Source organism: Anoxybacteroides tepidamans (genome assembly GCF_014201465.1).
In the GTDB taxonomy this organism is placed as follows: domain Bacteria; phylum Bacillota; class Bacilli; order Bacillales; family Anoxybacillaceae; genus Anoxybacteroides; species Anoxybacteroides tepidamans.
In genome coordinates, this window is the sequence record NZ_JACHEP010000002.1 from 95326 (window position 1) to 116620 (window position 21295).

Here is a 21295-nt window from a genome sequence, read left to right on the forward strand (position 1 = left end):
CTTACGATGATTAGCAATACCAGCCGCCATTTACACTGATGATTTGACCAGTAATATAAGAAGCAGCTTCCGAAAGCAAAAACGATACCGTTTTCGCCACTTCATTTGGTTCACCGATCCGTCCTAGCGGAATGTCTTGCGCGATACTTTGCAGTTCCTCATCGCTAAATAATTGCAACATCTCTGTACGAATCGCGCCTGGAGCAACCGCATTGACACGAATGCCGCTTGGTGCCAGTTCTTTGGCGAGCGCTTTAACAAATGCATTTTGTCCGCCTTTAACCATCGAATAAACGACTTCGCACGACGCGCCGGTTAATCCCCAAATGGATGAAATGACGACAATGTTTCCGCTTTTTTTTCGGATCATTGCCGGAAGCAATTTTTTTGTTAACAGCACAGGACTTGTTACGTGAAGCTGTACCATTCTTTTGACACATTCATCGCTCATGTCAGTGATTAAGCCATAATAGCTATTGCCACAATTATGAATAAGGACATCGATCGGACGGTCGATTTGCGCAAGAAGACTATCCACTCCATCTACTTCCGATAGATCAGCTTGAACAGCTGTTACACAAACGTTCACAAGTTCTGTTTTCAACGTCTCGATCCGCTCTTTATTTTTGTTATAATGCAAAAAAAGCCCATAACCGTCGCGAGCGAGCTGCTGGGCAATGCTTGCGCCAATTCCTCCACTCGCTCCGGTAATTAACGCATACTTCATATTGATCCCCCTAAAAAAGCATCCTTTGGATTAAAGGATGCTCATTTTCTTTCTTCTTTTGGAACGACTTGACAAACTGCAAGTTGCCGCTCGTTAAAACACTCGTTCGCTACTTCGGCTATATCATCAGCCGTTATGGATTCCAACATCGGAACGACATCAAACAGGCTCATTTCATGAAAGGCATAGCGTGTAAATTGGTTCGCAATATACTCCGGCGAGTTGAGGGAGCGCAAAAACGCGCCAATTTTTTTCTTTTTCACCCTCTCTAAGTCTTCATTTGTCAACACGGAATCATCAAACGATAAGATGATCTGTTTCATTTCTTCTGCCAGCCGTTCCGGATCGCTCGTATCGCCGCCGACAAGCGCAAAGCCGAACTGTTCTTCTTCCGTATAATCATACGCAAACGTTTCGTCAATGAGCCCAAGCTGGTATAACCGCTCGTAATGCGGGGAACTTTTCCCGAATAAATAGTCGAGCAATACATTCATCACCAGTTCATGCTTTAATTTTTCTTTTCCTTTTTGTCGGACGTTTTGCGCTTTGACGCCGATGAGACATTTACTCGTTTGAACGTGCATCGGAATAATGTGTTTTTTCTTTGCTACTTCCTCCGGCTCATTATAAACAAAACGTTGAATAGCAGAAGCTTCTGGAAATGTTTTTTTTATCTGATTGTTGCGAATTTGCTCCATAATGGCTCTTTCATCGACTGGGCCGACAATGAACAGCAACATATTGCTCGGATGGTAAAACGTTTCGTAACATTCATATAACAGTTCTTTTGTAATGTCGGCAATCGATTCAACCGTTCCGGCAATATCAATTTTTACGGGATGATTGTGATACATGCTTTCAATTAGACCAAAATATAAGCGCCAATCCGGGTTGTCGTCGTACATGCGGATTTCTTGACCGATAATGCCTTTTTCTTTTTCGACCGTTTGATCAGAAAAATATGGAGTTTGGACAAAATCGATTAACGTTTCTAAGTTTTTTTCAACATTGGCCGTACTTGAAAATAAATATGCCGTTCGCGTAAATGACGTAAAAGCGTTAGCGGAAGCCCCTTGCTTGCTGAATTGTTGGAACACATCCCCGTCTTCTTTTTCAAACAGCTTATGCTCGAGAAAATGGGCGATTCCGTCCGGTACGCGCTTCATCTCCGTCTTTCCACGGGGAACGAATTGATTATCAACCGATCCATACTTCGTCGTAAAGGTCGCATACGTTTTGTTGAATGCTTTTTTCGGTAAAATGTACACATCCAAGCTGTTCGGCATTTTTTCATAATACAATTGTTCCTGCAACTGTTCGTAAACAATTTTCTCCATTACTTGGCTTCCTCCATTCCGGTAAGGAAATAAATCGTGTCGAGCTCAATTTGGTTGGCGACGCGGACAACATCTTCACGTGACACTTCATCCGTTCGTGCAAGCCATTCATCAATCGGGCGTTTCCGCTCCGAAACAATGTTGTGGTATAACACTTCAACAAGGCCTCTCGGCGTATCAAGCGTTTCAAGCAATTGGTTTCGAATGACTGCTTTCGTTTGCACCATTTCCTCATCGGTAAAATCGCCTTGTTTCATCGCTTTCATTTGGTCGTGAATAATTTGAACCGCCTTTTTATAGTTCGCTGGTTCAATTCCAGACATCACCATTAACAGCCCTTTATGGCTTTCTAGCCGAGAAGCGGCATAATAAGCGAGGCTTGCTTTTTCCCGAACATTGATGAACAGTTTGGAATGCGAAAAACCGCCGAAGATACCATTAAACACTTGCAATGCATAATAATTATCATCATCATACGTAATATGCGTGCGATAGCCGATGTTCAGTTTCCCTTGTTTTACATCTTGTTTTTCTACGACTTCGCGAACGTTTGTCATCACCTTTTGTTGAACATGTCGTTTCTTTTGCGCGCGAGCCGAACGTTTTGGCATCTGGAAATACGACTCGACAATCTCTAGCGTGCTCGTTTCATCGATATCACCGATGATATACAGATCAATCTCATCTTCTTGTAACGCTTTTTCATAATAAGCAAACAAACGATCCGGTGTGATACGCTCTACATCTTCTAGCTGCCCATTTACATGGAGCGCATATGGCTCATTTTTGCACATTTCTTCGATGAGCCGCAAATTAGCATAGCGCATTTTATCGTCATATACCGATTGAATGCGCTGTTTTAACGTCCGTTTTTCTTGTTCGACGATTTGGTTAACAAACCGACCGTTTTCAAGCGCTGGATGAAACACGATTTCGCTTAAAAGCTCAATCGCTTTATCGAGAAGAGCCGGCTGTTCTTTTAAAAATTTTTCATTCGCGATATCAAGCCGAATCGTAATAATATGATATTCCCCTTTTTTTGCTAAATCGACATTTAACGTTGCTCCATATAACTCATCTAAATACGTTCTGAGCGCTTTCATGCTTGGATAGTTACTTGTGCCGCTTTGCCATACATACGGCAAAAGCGCACGCAACGTAACTGTTTCTTTTGATAAAGGGGCTTTCATTTTTAAGACAAGCGTATTTGTTTTATATTTATCTGTTTGAAGCAAATGCGTGCGAAATCCTTGCATCGTTGTGATGTTCTCACGAATCAAAACGACTCCTCCTCTTCATTTTATCCTAATATTCCCTAATCATTTTAGCCTTATCATCAATATACAGTTTCACCAAAAGAAAATGCAAATAACAAATAAAAAAGAACCCGACGATCCATGTCGAGTTCTTCGTTCTCATTATCGTTTTCCTTTTACATACGGCGTTCCTAACGCTTTTGGTGCATCGGCACGTCCAATGAACCCCGCAAGTGCAAGAATCGTTAAAACGTACGGAGCAATTAATAAATAAACGGTCGGCACATTTTTTAAAAATGGAATCGTTTGACCAACAATACTTAAACTTTGAGCGAGACCAAAAAATAGTGCGGCTCCCATCGCCCCAAGCGGATGCCATTTGCCGAAAATCATCGCCGCAAGCGCCATAAAACCATGTCCGGAAATCGTCGCATGGCTAAAGTCGCGGGAAATGATCGTCGCATATACTCCGCCGCCGATGCCGCCTAACGCACCGCTAATCATAACCGCAATATAGCGCATTTTTGTGACGTTAATCCCCATCGTATCCGCCGCCATTGGATGTTCCCCGACCGCACGCAAGCGAAGGCCGAACGGTGTTTTAAACAAAATATACCAGACAACAAACGCGAGTGCGATCGCAATGTAAGAGGGAATGTAGCCATTTGAGAAAAATAACGGACCGAGCACCGGAATATGACTAAGTCCAAAAATATCGATTTTATCAAAACCAACTTGAATTTGATCCGTTTGCCCTTTTCCGTACATTTTTTTCACTAAAAAGAGCGATAAACCGATCGCTAAAAAGTTAATCGCTACGCCGCTGACGACTTGGTCTGCACGGAACGTAATCGATGCAACAGCATGAAAAAGCGAAAAAACCGCCCCAACAATCATTGCCATGACAAGAGCTAGCCAAGGAGTAAACTCGCCGAAACGGTCCGCAAACGTTAAGTTGAACACAACACTCGTAAACGCTCCGATGACCATTAACCCTTCTAATCCGATGTTGACAACACCGGAACGCTCGCTAAATACACCGCCAAGCGCCGTGAAAATAAGTGGAGCAGCAAAGAAAATCGCCGAAGGAACAATGATTTGTAAAATTTCATAAACGCCCACTTATTTTCCCTCCTTTTTGAAACGAGATAATAGTAAACGAATTAAATAGCTAGATGCGACAAAGAAAATAATTAATGCGATGACAATATCGACGAGCTCGGTTGGCACGTCTGCACTTGACGGCATTTCAAGTGCTCCCACTTTTAAAGCTCCGAACAGAAGCGCTGATAAAATGATACCGAATGCGTTGTTGCTTCCGATTAAAGCAACGGCGATGCCATCAAAACCGACACCTGTAAATCCTGCTTTGACAGAAATGTTCCCGAACGTGCCGAGACCTTCCATCGCCCCAGCAACTCCAGCAAACGCGCCGGAAATGACCATCGCTAAAATGATGTTGCGCGGCACGTTCATTCCGGCATAACGGGAAGCATGTTGGTTAAAACCAACCGCACGCAGTTCATATCCTTTTGTCGTTTTTTCAAGTAAAAACCACATCACGACAGCACCGATAAGCGCAATAATAATTCCATAATGTAACGTTGAATAGTCCGTAATAGACTGTAGAAACTCAGATTGTAATGATGCTGATTCATGAATTTTTGCTGATTTAAACCCTTTATCTGATAGCACAGAACGAATGATGGCGTTCGTTACATGTAAAGCGATATAGTTCATCATAATGGTAATGATGACTTCATGCACTTTAAAACGCGCTTTTAAAAAGCCCGGAATAAACGCCCATAACGCACCTGCTGCCGCTGCCGCTAAAACCGCAAGTGGCAAATGAATCACTTTTGGCAGATCAAACGAAACGCCGACCCATACCGAAGCAAGCCAGCCAACAATTAATTGTCCTTCGACCCCGATGTTGAAAAGACCGGTACGAAACGCAAACGCAACCGCTAATCCAGCAAGAATATAAGGGGTCGTTTGGCGGATCGTTTCCCCGATATAATAGCTATCACCAAACGCTCCGTATAAAAGCGCAGAATATCCTGCAATTGGGTTATATCCGCTGACAATCATTACAATCGAGCCGGCAATAACGCCAAGCAAAACCGCAAACACAGGAACGAAAAAGTTTGTGAAACGAGTTGAATTCATGAAGAAACACCTGCTTCCTTCCGTTTACTTCCTGCCATTAATAAACCGAGTTCTTGTTCCGTTGTTTCTTTCGGATCCACAATCGCAACAATTTTCCCTTCATAAATGACAGCAATTCGGTCACTTACATTCATGACTTCATCCAATTCGAACGAAACAAGAAGGACCGCTTTTCCTTGATCGCGCTGCTCGATGAGGCGCTTATGAATAAACTCAATTGCTCCAACGTCAAGACCGCGCGTTGGCTGTGCAGCGATCAGTAAATCTGGATTACGATCGACTTCACGGCCGATAATTGCTTTTTGCTGATTACCGCCGGAAAGAGCACGAGCTTGCGTGTATTCATCCGGTGTACGTACATCAAACTCGGCAATTAATTGACGTGCTTTTTCATAAATCGCTTTAAAATTCAAGATGCCCTTTTTCGAGTATGGTTCTTTATAATACGTTTGTAACACCATGTTTTCTCCGATTGGAAAATCAAGCACTAATCCATGTTTATGGCGGTCTTGTGGAATATGCCCCATTCCTGCTTCCGTAATTTTGCGCGGCGGAAGGTTAAAAATGTCTTGTCCGTTTAATTTAATAGAACCAGACTCGGCTTTAATGAGCCCAGTAATCGCCTCCACCAACTCTGTCTGTCCGTTTCCATCGACTCCGGCAATCCCAACGATTTCTCCCGCACGAACCGTCAAATTCAAATGATCAACAACCGTGACTCCACGCGCGTCTTTGACGACTAAATCTTTAATTTCTAGCACTTCTTTTCCAGGCTGTGCCGGTCTTTTATCCGTCTTGAAATGAACTTCGCGCCCCACCATAAGCGCTGCAAGTTCATTTGGGTTCGTATCTGCCACATTCAGCGTTCCAATCCCCTTTCCGCGGCGAATGACCGTTACGCGGTCGCACACTTCCATAATTTCTTTTAGCTTATGCGTAATTAAAATGATCGATTTTCCTTCGCGAACGAGCGCTCTCATAATTTGAATCAACTCTTGAATTTCCTGCGGCGTGAGAACAGCTGTCGGTTCGTCAAAAATCAAAATCTCTGCACCGCGATAGAGCGTCTTTAAAATTTCTACACGTTGTTGCATTCCCACGGAAATATTCGCAATTTTCGCCGTTGGATCGACTGCTAACCCGTAACGTTCTGATAGTTCACGCACTTCTTGCTCCGCGCGCTTAATATCAATTTTCCCCCCTTTAGTCGGTTCACTTCCTAAAATAATGTTTTCCGTAACCGTAAATGTATCTACTAACATAAAATGTTGATGTACCATGCCGATGCCGAGATCGTTCGCGACGTTTGGGTTCGAGATTTTCACAGGCTGCCCTTTGACGCGAATTTCCCCACCGTCCGGCTGATAAAGCCCGAACAACACGTTCATAAGCGTCGATTTCCCAGCGCCGTTTTCTCCAAGAAGGGCATGAATTTCCCCTTTTTTGACTTGGAGAGTGATGTTGTCGTTAGCAACGAAATTGCCGAATACTTTTCGGATATTGAGCATTTCAATTACATATTCCAAACAGATTCACTCCTCTTAAATGAGCATGTTAAAATCATTAAATGAAAAGTTACAAATAATCTTGTAACTTTTCATTTAATGATTTTTGGCGAATCAAAAGGCTAGCGCAAACTAGCCTTTTGATTCAGTTCCTAGCTTATTTCAAGCTAGCTTCAAATTGTTTGTATTCATCGCGTGTTGTTGGTACTTTTACTTCGCCTTTAATGATTTTTTGTTTCCATTCATCAACTGCTTGTAATACTTCTGGTTTGATGTTGTCTTGAGTTGGTGCAATTCCTACACCGTTTTCAGGAAGACCGTACTCAAGCACTTTTCCGCCTGGGAACTCGCCTTCTTTTGTTTTCTTCGCAACGTCATATACCGCAACGTCTACACGTTTCACCATTGATGTTAATGTGACGTTGTATGTTTTGCCGCCAATTTTTACAACACCTTCTGGAGCTTGGTCTTTATCAACACCGATGACCCAAATTTCACGGTTTGGATCTTTCGTTTTTAAGTCTTTTGCTTCAGAAAACACACCGTTACCAGTCGCACCCGCCGCATGGTAAACAATATCAATACCAGAAGCATACATGCTTGATGCAATCGCTTTTCCTTTATCCGCTTGGTCAAACGCACCTGCATATTGAACTTCTACCGTTGCTTTTGGATTAACGGCTTTAACCCCTGCACGGAATCCGCTTTCAAACTTCTCAATTAACGGAATTTCCATACCGCCGACGAAACCGATTTTGTTTGTTTTTGTTGTAAGTCCTGCCACAACCCCAACAAGGAACGAACCTTCATGTTCTTTGAACGTAATGCTTGCTACGTTTGGTTTGTTAACAACGCTGTCAACAATGGCAAATTTTTGCTTCGGTTTTTGTTCCGCAATTTTGGTAATCGCATCTGTCATTAAAAATCCAATTCCGTAAATTAAATCAAAGTTGCTTCTTACTAGTTTGTTTAAGTTCGTTGCATAATCCGCATCGCTTTGCGATTGCAAATAGTCATAGCCGTCTTTGCCTTTTTTCATGCCGTTATCTTCGCCGAATTTTTGCAATCCTTCCCATGCTGACTGGTTGAACGACTTGTCGTCAATACCGCCGACGTCTGTAACCATTGCTACTGTAAAATTGTCTTTCTTTTCTCCTGCTTTTTGCGCCTGTCCGCAGCCACCAAGCAACGTGCCAGCAGCTAACACAAGCGAAAGAGCTAGACCAACGCGTTTTTTCTTCATCGCTTCTACCCCCTAGCAAAAAATAGTGAATAAATATACTTTTTTATTATTGAATACACGCCGCTTTTCTATGTACCAAAATGTCACCCCCCTTTAAAAATGGACGCGTTTCCGCAACACATGAAAGCTAAATTTATCTGATTTGAAATAGTTAATGGAATATAAAATCGGTTCATCATTTTTATCAAAGTGCATTTGCTTTAAAACGAGCAACGCTGTTTCCGGATCGCACTGTAGCGTTGGTGACACTTTCTCATGGTAGCCGAGCGGTTCAATATGAGCTATGGCGTATGCAATATCGTGATTCGTTTGATTGTGCAAATTCTCAAATAACGATTCATGTTCGTAAGAAATACCTTTAGGCAAATATTTACAAGGGATTTTATCTACGCAATACACAACCGGCTCACCGTCAGCTGTCCGTACCCGTTCCACAAAAAGAATGTCTTCATCAGGTGAACATTGAAACCGGCGTATATCCTCTTCGGTTGGTCCTTGAACAGAAGAAGAAAGAAAGATCGTCCCGGGTTTTCGTCCGGCTTGCTTAATCATATCCGTTACGCTGCTTAACTGCTCGATGCCGGAAGTAAACAGCGGTTTGGCGTTCACAAACGTACCGACACCATGCCGGCGAATGATAACATTTTCTTCTTCTAGCACGCGAAGAGCTTCGCGTAACGTCGCTCGGCTTACTCCTAGTTGCTTCGACAGTTCAAATTCGGATGGGAGCTTTTGTTTCTCCTTGTAAACGCCTGTTTCAATATCATGTTTAATTCGATCGATCACTTGTAAGTATAGGTGACGATTGTCTGACTTAATAGACATCCGAAAAAGCCTCCAATTTGATAGTTTACAGATATCAGACCTCTGACGTTAGACAATTTAACCTAGCCGACATTACTATAACACTTTTTGATTCATAAATAAATAGGGAATAAAAAATTTGTCGAAAAAAGTAAAAAAGAATGAATGTAAGCGATTTCAATGTGATATTCTGATTTCAAGCAGATTTTCTTTGATCTGCTTGAAATCATCGTTCACAACTTTTATGAGGTTTTTGCATTTTCTTTCGGAACGAGTACGGCACGCGGTTTGCTTCCTTCATAAGGTCCAACGACTCCGCGCGCTTCCATCTCATCAATGAGGCGAGCAGCACGATTATAACCGATACGAAAGCGGCGCTGCAGCATCGAAACAGAGGCGCTCTGCATCTCAACAACCAACTGGACAGCTTCCTCATACAGTTCGTCATCAAAATCTGCCTCTTCCTCCACTGTATCGCTTGGAATCATTTCTTCCTGATATTGTGCTTTTTGCTGGGAGATGACAAATTGTACGATCGCTTCCACTTCTTCATCGGATACGAACGCTCCTTGCACGCGAATTGGCTTTGGCGCTCCCATTGGCAAAAACAGCATATCACCGCGTCCAAGCAATTTTTCAGCGCCTCCCATATCTAAAATCGTTCGCGAATCGGTTTGAGAGGAAACGCTAAATGCAATGCGGGAAGGGATGTTCGCTTTAATGACTCCCGTGATCACATCGACGGAAGGGCGTTGTGTTGCAATAATGAGGTGGATGCCAGCCGCCCGTGCCATTTGCGCAAGCCGAGTAATTGAATCTTCTACATCCGAAGAAGCGACCATCATTAAATCAGCCAACTCATCGACAATGACGACAATATAAGGCAATAGCGGTTGTTTGACGTTCGATTGCTGGTTATGTCGTTGAATATATTCGTTATAACCTTCAATATTCCTTGTTCCAGTATGCGAAAACAATTCATAGCGCCGCTCCATTTCGCTGACAACTTTTTTCAACGCTTGCGATGCTTTTTTCGGATCAGTGACAACCGGAGCCAATAAATGGGGTATGCCGTTATATACGCTTAATTCTACCATTTTCGGGTCAATCATCATCATTTTCACTTCATGCGGCTTTGCCCGCATTAATAAACTCGTAATAACGCCATTAATACAGACGCTTTTTCCGCTTCCTGTTGCCCCTGCCACTAAAAGGTGCGGCATTTTATTGAGCTCTGCGACAACCGCTTCTCCCGATATATCCCTTCCTAATCCAATAACAAGCTTCGCTTCTGGTTTGTAATGCTCCGTCGCCTCTAATACTTCCCGCAGCGAAACAGTTGCTATTTCTTCATTTGGCACTTCAATGCCAATCGCTGATTTTCCTGGAATCGGCGCTTCAATGCGAATGTCTTTCGCTGCAAGCGCCAATGCTAAATCATCACTTAAACTCACAATTTTGCTCACTTTTACCCCTGCATCTGGATACACTTCATACTTTGTAACAGCCGGCCCAAGATGAACTTGCGTCACTTTTGCTTTTACTCCAAAACTTTGAAACGTTTTTTCAAGTTTTCGCGCATTCGCATAAATATTAGCATGGTCTTTTGCTTGCTTGGTCGGTTTTGGTAGACGTAACAACTCAATTGGCGGCAATTGATAGTCGGTATTTTCCATTTCCGAAAAAGTGATCGGTTCGTTTGCTTCTTCTTCCTCAGCTTGCACCGTCTGTTCAGTCGTTTGCTCAGCAGCCCGAACCGCACTAAAATCAGAAATAATCGGCGGTGTCGATACCTCTTCTTCCTGAACTTGTTCTAATGCCGCTTCATGTTCGTTCGGTTTTATCTGCTGTTTTGTACTGCGCGGCGTCCGTTTTTGATGTAAAAAGCTTTTTACGTCCATAACAAATTCTTGCCATTGTTGGCGAATAAATGAAACAAGCCAAGCGATCGCCTTTCCGGCTGTTTCGTTCAGCGATTTTCCGGTGATGAGGATTAACCCGATCACAAACAAAAAGAAGCAAACCCATTTCGTACCAAGCTCATCAAACAATTGATAGCTTGCGGCAAATAAAACAGCACCGATCATCCCGCCACCTAAATCGGGATAAGTAGATGCTCCTTTCACTTCCATCCAAAAAAGCTCCCACGTTGTGCGGATAATGCTCGGGTCACGAAACTCTCCTTGACGAGATAATAATTGGAATAACGTTAGATGGCTCAATAATAAAAGGGCAATAACGATCGTATAAATGCCAATCAGCCAACGATGAACAAAAGAGGGCCATGCTCGTTTCCAAATCAGATAAATGGCTAAGCAAAGCAGACCGATTAATAAAAGCATATACCATTCTCCGAGAAAAAAGCGCGCAAACAAGACGAGCGTTTTTCCAACTAAACCAAGACGAGCCATTGCAATGACGGAAAGACCGAGCATCGCAAGACCCATTAATTCGAAACGAAAGGTCGTTTTCCATTCGTGTTTTTTTCTTTGTTTTTGATGGTGACGTTTGCGTTTAGCCATAGTTCTCCACTCCGATACAAAAATGGAAATGTCGAAAAAAAGCAGCCAACGTTGGCTGCTTTTTTTCGTTTGTTTTCATTATACCACGCACGGACAAGGAATTCATTAAGATGTTTCTAACGATGACGGAAAACGCGCGCCTGGTGCATATTTTTGTTCTAAAAAGTGTGCTGGGTTTGTGCTTAAATTGCGTACGATTTCCCATTCTTTCGTTTCTGTTTTTTGCACAAGAAATGGAATACCCTCATAATAAACGATTTTTTGTTTCGTATATTCACGGTTATCGGCTTGAAAAATCAGATGCTCTGGCATCACGGTATATAAAATCATTGTAGCATATCTCCTCCTGTTTTTTTCCAATCGATCAACTCCCGCAATTTTCGCATCGCTTGAGCGACACCTCCGACTTCATCGATTAATCCGTACTTTACCGCGTCAGGCCCGACGACGTTTGTACCGATATCGCGCGTTAAGTTCCCTTTTGAAAACATGAGTTCTTTAAATTTTTCTTCCGTAATTTTCGAGTGTTTCGTCACAAAACGAATAACTCGTTCTTGCATTTTATCTAAATACTCAAACGTTTGCGGTACACCGATAACAAGCCCTGTTAATCGAACTGGATGAATTGTCATTGTCGCGGTTTCGGTAATGAATGAATAATCGCACGAAACCGCAATCGGAACCCCAATCGAATGCCCTCCTCCTAAAACGATTGAAACGGTCGGTTTCGACAAAGACGCCAGCATTTCGGCAATCGCTAAACCCGCTTCTACATCCCCTCCGACCGTATTTAAAATGACAAGCAACCCTTCAATGCTTGGATTTTGTTCAATCGCCACAATTTGCGGAATGACGTGTTCATATTTCGTCGCCTTATTTTGCGGAGGAAGCTGAATATGTCCTTCAATTTGCCCGATGATCGTTAAACAATGAATATTCGTATCTGGCGCCATTTGCGGAACGTTCGTTTGTCCGAGCTGTTGAATGTTAGAAGTGACTTGCTCTTCTTTTTCTTCTTGATGTTCTTCTGATTCGAACGGTATGTATTGCTTTTTCTCCATGTTCATGCTCCTTTCTTGCCTGCATATCGTTAGTATGTTCTACATACACAATAAAAATGCCGATGGAATGTTGCTTCTTCCATCGGCATTTCCGTTCGACTTTGAGCATGATTGTATTAAATTTCCATAATAATTGGTAAAATCATCGGTTTTCGTTTCGTTTTTTCAAATAAATATTGGTTCAATGCTTCACGAATGTTCAATTTTAATGACGACCATTCAATGACATAATCTTGCATGCATTTATTCACGATATTAGTCACCATTTTTGTCGCTTCATCGAGCAATGTTTCCGATTCCCTGACATAAACAAATCCACGTGAAATAATTTCAGGCCCAGCGACAATTTTTTTCGCTTCTTTGCTTAATGTCACGACAACAATTAAAATGCCGTCTTGAGAAAGTAAACGGCGGTCGCGCAAGACGATGTTGCCGACATCGCCGATTCCTAATCCATCAATTAAAACATTGCCATATGGAACTTTGCCGCCAAAGCGCGCTTGTCCGTTGCGAAATTCGATCACGTCTCCTTTGTCGATTAAAAACGTTCGCTCTTCCGAAATGCCAACCGCTTTCGCCAAATTCGCATGCGCTTTTTGCATGCGATATTCCCCGTGAACAGGGATAAAATATTTCGGTTTCATTAAATTGAGCATTAATTTTAATTCTTCTTGGCAACCGTGGCCAGACACGTGCACTTTTTTGTAAACGACATTCGCTCCTGCACGGTACAAGGCGTCGATCGTTTTCAAAAACAACAACTCGTGTCCCGGCATCGGTGAAGCCGCAACGATGACCATGTCTCCTTCTTTAATGTTGACTTGTTTATGCACTTGCTTCGCCATACGTGCAAGCGCTCCCATCGGCTCACCATCGCCACCTGTCGTCAAAATCACCAACTCGTGGTCTTTGTATTGATCGACATCATGAATGGAAATGACCGTTTTTTCTGGAAGATGTAAATAACCGAGCCGAACAGCGACATCCATCACTTTATGCATGCTTTTTCCGACGATCGCTACTTTTCGACCGTGAGCATTCGCCGCATGCAACACTTGCTGAATTCTTGTAATGTTTGACGCATAGCAGGCAACGATAACTCTTCCTTTTGCATTGTAAACGACATCGGAAATTTCTTGCGCAACGGTCGTATCCGAGCCTGTGTATCCTGGTTTTTCAGCATTTGTGCTGTCTGATAATAAACATAAAACCCCTTGCTCACCGATTTGCGCCATTTTCCCTAAATCAGCGCGATTCATGCCGTACGGCGTTTGGTCGAATTTAAAATCGCCGGTATAAACGACCGCGCCTTGCGAAGTATGAAAACTAATCCCTACGGAGTCTGGAATGCTATGAATCGTTCGAAAAAACGTCACGGTCGCTTTTTCAAACGTCACTTCACAATCGGAATGAATTTCGATAAAAGGGGCAGTTGTGCTCACTTCATGCTCTTTTAGCTTTTCTTCCACTAATCCGAGCGTTAATTTTGTTCCATAGACAGGAACGGTGATTTTCTTTAATACATAGACGATCGCACCAATATGTTCCTCATGCCCATGCGTTAAAAAAATCCCTTTGATGCGCTCTTGCCGTTCGACAAGATAAGAAATATCTGGTATCACCTTATCAATTCCAAGCATTTCATCTTCCGGAAACATTAAACCCGCATCAATCACAAAAATATCTTCATCAAGCTCAATAATGTACATATTTTTTCCGATTTCCCCTACTCCTCCGAGGGAAAATACACGTATTTTCTCTGCTTGTTTTACCCTCAATGGTACGTCCTCCTAATATCAAACTAACCCGCTCAAAGTCACTTGATTTTATTATAACTGATGGAAGATTTTAAATACAAGATAATTTGTCCTGTGCCGTTGAGGAAGAAAACGGCCAATTCACATATTCGTGAATTGACCGTTCTCTTACATTTATAGCGTTTGAAGCAAGTTCATTAGCCGGGTACGTTCATTTTCCGTTAACGGAACGAGCGGCAAGCGAACCGAACCGACATCTAATCCTTTTATTTGCAACGCCGTTTTGACAGGCGCCGGGCTTGGTGCAGCGAATAATCCTTTCATAATCGGAAGCAGTTTTTGATGAAGTTTTGCGGCTTTTGTTCGATCCCCGGCCTCAAACGCTGCGATCATTTGTTGCATTTCATTTCCGATAACATGGGAAGCAACCGATACAACACCCGCACCACCGATCGCCATAACTGGAAGCGTCAATCCATCATCGCCGCTATACACTAAAAACTCCTCATCCGTACGGGCGATCACTTCTGTCATCGCATCGAGGTTGCCGCTTGCATCCTTTAAAGCAACGATATTCGGAATTTCCGCTAAACGAACAAGCGTGTCAACAGCTATATTCACGACAGAACGCCCGGGAATGTTATAAACCATCACCGGAAGCTTTGTACTTTCAGCAATCGCTTTAAAATGCTGATAAATTCCTTCTTGGTTTGGTTTATTGTAGTATGGAGCGACAATCATGATCGCATTGACGCCAATTTCTTCTGCTTTTTTTGTTAGCTCAATCGATGCGCGTGTATTGTTGCTCCCTGTTCCGGCGATGACAGGAACTCGACCGTTTACAACGGAAACGACGTGGCGAAATAGCGCGATTTTTTCTTCTGTCGTTAACGTCGGGGATTCTCCCGTCGTCCCTGCGATAACAAGAGAATCAGTTCCATTCTCAAGCAAATAGTTCACAAGTTGAGTCGTTTTGTCAAAATCTATATTCCCCTTATTGTCAAATGGCGTGACCATCGCGGTTACGATCTTACCAAATGAAATCAATGCTTTCACTCCTCATCAGAATCATATTTCACCGGCAGTTCTTCGGAGAGATGAAATGCGTCATGCAGCGCGTTGACGGCTTTCTTTAAATCCTCTTCTTTTACTAATACCCAAATGGTCGTATGGCTATCAGCCGATTGTAAAATTTGAATTCCTTGTTCAGAAAGAGCAGTCACAATTTTCGCTGTAACGCCTGGGACACCAGCAATGCCGGCGCCGACTGTCGATACTTTTGCGCACCCTCGCGTCACGATCGGCTCATATCCGATAGCTTTTAGCGCCGCAATGGCTCGATCCGTCATTTCACCCGCAACCGTATACACCACTCCGTTCGGTGAAATGTTAATAAAATCGACGCTAATTCCTTCATTAGCCATCGCTTTAAACACGTCGGACTGCAACTCATAATGCCCTTCTTTCGCTTGCACTTTAATTTGCGTCACGTTCGAAACATGAGCGATTCCGGTGACAAGACGTTCTTTAACATCGCTTCCTTTATCCGGTTTGACGCTGGATGTCACAAGCGTTCCAAGCGAATCAGAATAAGTCGAGCGCACGCGCAATGGAACTTTTGCTTGCATCGCAATTTCGACCGCTCGCGGATGAATCACTTTCGCCCCTTGATATGCCATGTTGCAAATTTCTGTATAGGTGACGACATCAAGCGGACGAGCGCTCTCTACAATGCGCGGGTCAGCCGTCATTACTCCTTCAACATCAGTAAAAATATCGATACACTCCGCATTAAGAGCCGCACCTAGAGCAGCAGCTGACGTATCGCTGCCGCCGCGGCCAAGCGTCGTGATGTCGCCATCTTTTGTTGCCCCTTGAAATCCAGCGACAACAACGACATCATATTCTTCTAACGTTTTCAACAAACGGTCGCAACGCATTTCGACAATTTTCGCATTTGTATGATCATCATTTGTGCATAGCCCTGCTTGTGCGCCTGTAAACGCCGTTGCTTTCATTCCGTGTTTGTTTAGCAAATTCGTAAAGACAACGCTTGAAATCATTTCTCCGCAAGCCATCAATAAATCTTGTTCGCGCTTATTGACATAGGTGCTGCTTCCGCCGATCAATTGCAGCAGCGTATCGGTCGCGTAAGGTTCCCCTTTTCGGCCCATCGCTGAGACGACGACAACGACTTTATACCCTTCATCGAGCGCTCTAGCAATATGTTTGCGTGCCAAATCGCGTCCATATTCGTCACGAACTGATGTGCCGCCAAATTTTTGGACAATGATCTTCATGTTAACACCCCGGTGTTCAATCGCTCTTTATTTCACAAGCCCAAGCTTTAACAGACTTTCGGCAATTTGCACCGAATTCCACGCCGCTCCTTTTAATAAATTGTCCGATACAATCCATAGATGGAAGGCATTATCGCGATCTAAATCTTTGCGGATGCGCCCGACAAATACTTCATTTTTGCCTACGCAATCAGCAGGCATTGGATAAAGTTGTTCGGATGGATCGTCTTGTAAAACGACACCAGGAGCATCTTTTAATACATTTTTGATATCTTCTGCACTGATGCCTTCTTTTTCAACTTCGATATATACCGATTCAGAATGCCCTGTCATCACTGGAATGCGCACGCACGTTGCGGCAATTTCGAGTTCAGGCATATGCATAATTTTTTTCGTTTCATTGATCATTTTCATTTCTTCGAACGTAAAACCATTGTCTTGGAATTTATCAATTTGTGGAATCGCATTAAACGCAATTTGATAATGCTTGCGATCGGATTTCACCGGCAAAATTTCCGGGGTAAATGGTTCCCCTTCCAAAATCGCTTTTGCTTGTGCTTTTAGCTCTTCAATCGCTTGTGCTCCTGCCCCGGAAACAGCTTGATATGTCGATACGATCACTTTTTTCAAACCGAACGCTTGACGAATCGGCTCAAGTGCCACGACCATTTGAATCGTTGAGCAGTTCGGATTGGCGATAATGCCGTTATGCCATTTTAAATCGTCTTCGTTCACTTCAGGAACGACAAGCGGCACATTCTCATCCATACGGAATGCGCTTGTATTGTCAACGACGATCGCTCCGCGTTTGACCGCTTCCGGAGCGAGCACTTTCGATACAGCGCCTCCCGCGCTAAAAAGTGCAATGTCCACTCCTTCAAAGCTTTCTGGCTTTGCGACTTGCACTTTGATTTCTTCACCTTTAAACATCTCTTTTTTCCCTGCTGAACGTTCTGACGATAACAACGTTAACGTTTCAACCGGAAAATTTCTATTTTCTAGCGTTTGAATCATTTGTTGACCAACTGCACCGGTAGCTCCGACAACTGCTACATGCAATCCTTTTCGTTCCATCATTCATTCTCCTTCCAATTGATCACTAACTGTATCGATTTTCGATAGTTTTTATTTTAACACATTCGCCTTTATAAGGAGAGAAATTTTTTATTTACATGCATAAAATTTCTTTTTTAGCAGGCGTGTTGATTAACCATTAAAAGCCAGTTGACATCGCTCTATTCCTATCTTTTCTGCCGGAGTCGGCTAAGCTCAGCTTGCCGACTGGGAGTATTTGCCCTCCTCGAACAATGAACGCTTTGCGGGCAAATGGCATTTGCCTGCCGGCGTTCTTATTCGAGAGAAGTGGCAGAAAAGCTTGTGTTCAGCCATATGATTCTCTGTTTTTTAGTTATCTGTATCACGAAATTTTTCGATAATAACGGGTTGCAGTTGTTTTCCTTCAAGCGCAGCAATGACCGTATCGCGCAAAAGGGACATTTTAGCCACCATCGAGTTTGGCTTTGTATGCGGTGCATCTTGGCCAAACGGGATGAAATAAATGTTTTTGGCCGCCATTAGCCGCATTAAATTCACACCGTTTAACCCTAGCGCGTCGTTCGTTGAAATTCCGACAACGACAGGACGATGATTGCGCATCGTCGCTTTCGCAGCCATGAGCACGGGTGAGTCGGTCATAGCATTTGCAAGTTTACTCATGGAATTTCCTGTTAATGGAGCAATCACCATGCAATCAAGGGGAATTTTCGGTCCGAGCGGTTCCGCTTTTACAATCGTATCGATAACAGAATTCCCTGTCATTTCTTCAAGTTTTCGTACCCACTCTTCTCCTTCTCCAAATCGTGTGCTCGTTGTTTTGACCGAATAGGTGATAATCGGCAATACTTCCGCCCCTTCTTTTATGAGCTTTTCGATTTCCGGCATCACCGCATCATACGTGCAATGCGACCCCGTCAATCCAAAACCGATGCGCTTTCCTTTTAAGCTCATTTACGCTTTCTCCTTTCGTTTCTTTAAATCATCAAATAACAATTGTGAAAGAACGTTAGCAATAATTTGTCCGGCTGTTTTCGGGGCAACAACTCCAGGAAGTCCCGGTGCTAATAACGCTTTAATTCCACGTTTTTCTGCATAACGGAAGTCTGTTCCCCCTGGCTTTGAAGCCAAATCAATAATTAACGTGTGGGCTGGCATTTTGGAAATCACACTGGCGGTCACGATCATCGTTGGAACCGTATTAATGCATACATCGATATTTTTTACTTCTTTTTCAAGATCTTGAAGATGAAACGGATCGAGCCCCATTTCCGTAATTCGTGCAAGATGTTCGGTGCGGCGCGCCCCCACTTTCACTTTGGCACCTAGCGCTGCAAACGTGCGGGCAACGGTCATGCCAACGCGGCCCAACCCTAGCACCGCAACGCGTGAACCGTGAATCGTAAAATCGGTATGTTGAATGACCATCATAATCGTTCCCTCAGCGGTTGGAATGGAGTTATAAATCGCGACATCGTCACGTTCAAATAACTGTACATATTTTCGGTTCACTTTCTTCATTAATTCGTCTAAATAACTATTGCTAATGCCGGAATACACCGTGCAACGTTTCGGTGTTTTCAAGAGCATTTCTTCCGTAATAAAAATTTGTTCGTTTGAAAAAACAGCATTTACTTTTCCTTCTAAATTTGTGCCGTGCACTGGCAAAACGATCGCATCTAAATCAGAAAGATCGATTTCATCAATATACATTTTCGTTGCACCCGTAAAACTGTGGGCTAATTGATCGAAGCCGATGAGGGACAACTTTGCATCAAGCTCTGTTAATTTGCGAATGACTTCTAGCTGTCTCGCATCCCCACCAATAATGGCAACGTGCATCCCCGTCAGCATCATACATCTCACCTTCTTTATTAAAAACTCATGTTGGCCGTGTTCCTTTCATATCTTATGTAAGAAAGAAAAATTAGGTGAATATATGAAAGGGAGCTGACCGGATATCAGCTCCCTTCACTTCGTTATTCTGGAAAATCGATAATGATCATATCTGCCCCGATTTTCTTAATATATTGCCAAGGAACACGAATTTCGTTTCCTTCTTTTCGAAAGCCAAACCATTTTCCCGTCGGAATTAATAGTGCTTGAATTTGACCGGTTTGTTCGTTAATTTCTAGATCGGTTTGCCCTAATATTCCTAATCGTTCTGCTCGTCTCACATCGACAATTTCTTTTCCGCTTAATTCACTTAATCTCACCGTACATGCACTCCTTTGTCTCTTTTTATCATTGTAAGAAAAAACAAATAAAAAAATGCCTGCAAGTTATCAGTGCAGGCATTTTTCACGACATTTTAGCTTAGCTTGCTTGGTAGCTGTCCGCTCGGGCTAATGAGCGCAAGCGCATAATCGGTGCTAAAAATTTGTTGCGCCAGCTCATTCACTTTTTCCACTTTGACGTTATTAATTTCCTCAATAATTTCATCAAGGGAGCGGTGGCGGCCTAACAGCAACTCGTTTTTGCCGTTGCGGCTCATGCGGCTATTCGTGCTTTCAAGGCTTAACATTAAGCTTCCTTTCATTTGTTCTTTGCTGTTTTGCAGTTCTTTTGCTGTAATTCCGTTTTCTTTTAATTTACAAATCGTCTCTTGAATCGTTTCAAATAAAAGGTCTAATTGATTGCTGCCTGTTCCTCCGTAAATAGCAAGCAAGCCTCCATCTTGATAAGAAGAATGATACGAAAAAACCGAATACGCTAAACCGCGCTGTTCACGCACTTCTTGGAAAAGGCGGCTGCTCATGCTCCCTCCTAAAATGTTGTTGAGAATAATCAAGCTGTAAATATCCGGATGACCGACAGGCAACCCGTTAAAGCCAATGCATAAATGCGCCTGTTCCGTATCTTTTTGACGCGCTAATTTTTGCAGGTGAAAAACTGGGGCTACCCCGTTTTCAGTTCGTTGTTTCGCTGTAAATGACCCGAAATATGCTTCAATTTCTTTGATAAAGCTGTCTTTCACATTTCCTGCAACAGAAATAACCACACGATCAGGCGTATAGTAATTGGCCATATATTCACGTAACGAATCCCCTGTAAACGTACACAACGTTTCTTCCGTTCCTAAAATCGGATAGCCAAGCGGATGTGTAGCGTAACAAGCTTTGCTTAATAAATCGTGGACAATATCATCTGGAGTGTCTTCATACATTTTAATTTCTTCAAGCACGACGTTTCGTTCTTTTTGTAGTTCTTCCTCTACAAACGTCGAGTTAAAAAACATGTCTGCCAACATATCAAGAGCAAATTTTGCATGCTCATCTAACACTTTTGCATAATAACACGTATACTCTTTCGAGGTAAAGGCGTTTACTTGTCCGCCAATGCTGTCAAACGCTTCCGCAATTTCTCGTGCGGTACGCGTTTTCGTTCCTTTAAAAAACATATGTTCTAAAAAGTGGGAAATTCCATTGTTTTGTTCATGTTCATTGCGCGAACCGGTTCCGATCCATATCCCGATCGCCACGGAACGCACCGTTGGAATTTGTTCTAGAACAATTCGTACCCCATTTTGACACGTATACTTGTTAATCAAATTTACGTTCC

Annotated in this window: 19 protein-coding genes; all 19 read right to left on the bottom strand. The window is 43.0% G+C overall.

The window, feature by feature from the left end; genetic code table 11:
• Positions 1-10 precede the first annotated feature (10 nt).
• Positions 11-727 carry an elongation factor P 5-aminopentanone reductase gene (gene ymfI, locus HNQ34_RS03340; RefSeq protein ID WP_183251516.1) on the bottom strand — a complete coding sequence of 239 codons (717 nt, stop codon included), beginning with the start codon at positions 725-727 and terminating at the stop codon, positions 11-13.
• Between the two features lie 41 nt (positions 728-768).
• Complete coding sequence (gene yfmH, locus HNQ34_RS03345) at positions 769-2064, bottom strand: EF-P 5-aminopentanol modification-associated protein YfmH (protein WP_183251518.1); 1296 nt, start codon at positions 2062-2064, stop codon at positions 769-771.
• Positions 2064-3320: an EF-P 5-aminopentanol modification-associated protein YfmF gene (yfmF, locus tag HNQ34_RS03350; protein ID WP_183252206.1), complete on the bottom strand. Its 1257-nt coding sequence runs from the start codon at positions 3318-3320 to the stop codon at positions 2064-2066. The genes yfmH and yfmF overlap by 1 nt, the downstream gene beginning before the upstream one ends.
• Before the next feature lie 162 nt (positions 3321-3482).
• Entirely contained in the window at positions 3483-4442 is a 960-nt protein-coding gene (locus HNQ34_RS03355; protein WP_183251521.1) for an ABC transporter permease, read from the bottom strand.
• Positions 4443-5489, bottom strand: coding sequence for an ABC transporter permease (locus tag HNQ34_RS03360; RefSeq protein WP_183251525.1), 1047 nt, complete (start codon positions 5487-5489; stop codon positions 4443-4445).
• Positions 5486-7015, bottom strand: a complete 1530-nt coding sequence (locus HNQ34_RS03365) for an ABC transporter ATP-binding protein (RefSeq protein ID WP_183251526.1) — start codon at positions 7013-7015, stop codon at positions 5486-5488. Before HNQ34_RS03365 ends, HNQ34_RS03360 begins: the two co-directional genes overlap by 4 nt.
• 136 nt (positions 7016-7151) lie before the next feature.
• Complete coding sequence (locus HNQ34_RS03370) at positions 7152-8237, bottom strand: BMP family lipoprotein (RefSeq protein WP_183251528.1); 1086 nt, start codon at positions 8235-8237, stop codon at positions 7152-7154.
• Positions 8238-8330: 93 nt separating this feature from the next.
• The gene (locus HNQ34_RS03375; protein ID WP_183251530.1) at positions 8331-9062 is read right to left on the bottom strand and encodes a GntR family transcriptional regulator; all 732 of its coding nucleotides are present in this window, start codon (positions 9060-9062) and stop codon (positions 8331-8333) included.
• Positions 9063-9283: 221 nt separating this feature from the next.
• A complete protein-coding gene (locus HNQ34_RS03380; RefSeq protein WP_183251532.1) occupies positions 9284-11563 on the bottom strand; it encodes a DNA translocase FtsK in 2280 nt (759 codons plus the stop codon).
• A gap of 105 nt (positions 11564-11668) precedes the next feature.
• The gene (locus HNQ34_RS03385) at positions 11669-11893 is read right to left on the bottom strand and encodes a YlzJ-like family protein (RefSeq protein WP_183251535.1); all 225 of its coding nucleotides are present in this window, start codon (positions 11891-11893) and stop codon (positions 11669-11671) included.
• Positions 11890-12624, bottom strand: coding sequence for a ClpP family protease (locus HNQ34_RS03390; protein ID WP_183251537.1), 735 nt, complete (start codon positions 12622-12624; stop codon positions 11890-11892). The genes HNQ34_RS03385 and HNQ34_RS03390 overlap by 4 nt, the downstream gene beginning before the upstream one ends.
• A 116-nt stretch (positions 12625-12740) precedes the next feature.
• Positions 12741-14402, bottom strand: a complete 1662-nt coding sequence (locus HNQ34_RS03395) for a ribonuclease J (RefSeq protein WP_183251540.1) — start codon at positions 14400-14402, stop codon at positions 12741-12743.
• A 153-nt stretch (positions 14403-14555) separates the two neighbouring features.
• Entirely contained in the window at positions 14556-15428 is an 873-nt protein-coding gene (dapA, locus tag HNQ34_RS03400) for a 4-hydroxy-tetrahydrodipicolinate synthase (protein ID WP_183251543.1), read from the bottom strand.
• A gap of 5 nt (positions 15429-15433) precedes the next feature.
• Positions 15434-16681, bottom strand: coding sequence for an aspartate kinase (gene dapG / locus HNQ34_RS03405; protein ID WP_183251545.1), 1248 nt, complete (start codon positions 16679-16681; stop codon positions 15434-15436).
• Between the two features lie 27 nt (positions 16682-16708).
• Complete coding sequence (asd, locus tag HNQ34_RS03410) at positions 16709-17755, bottom strand: aspartate-semialdehyde dehydrogenase (RefSeq protein WP_183251547.1); 1047 nt, start codon at positions 17753-17755, stop codon at positions 16709-16711.
• A 330-nt stretch (positions 17756-18085) separates the two neighbouring features.
• Positions 18086-18688: a dipicolinate synthase subunit B gene (locus HNQ34_RS03415; protein WP_183251549.1), complete on the bottom strand. Its 603-nt coding sequence runs from the start codon at positions 18686-18688 to the stop codon at positions 18086-18088.
• A complete protein-coding gene (gene dpaA / locus HNQ34_RS03420) occupies positions 18689-19591 on the bottom strand; it encodes a dipicolinic acid synthetase subunit A (protein ID WP_183251552.1) in 903 nt (300 codons plus the stop codon).
• A gap of 122 nt (positions 19592-19713) precedes the next feature.
• Positions 19714-19950, bottom strand: coding sequence for a YlmC/YmxH family sporulation protein (locus HNQ34_RS03425; protein WP_183251555.1), 237 nt, complete (start codon positions 19948-19950; stop codon positions 19714-19716).
• A gap of 95 nt (positions 19951-20045) precedes the next feature.
• Positions 20046-21284, bottom strand: a complete 1239-nt coding sequence (locus HNQ34_RS03430; RefSeq protein WP_183251556.1) for a M16 family metallopeptidase — start codon at positions 21282-21284, stop codon at positions 20046-20048.
• Between the last annotated feature and the right edge of the window lie 11 nt (positions 21285-21295).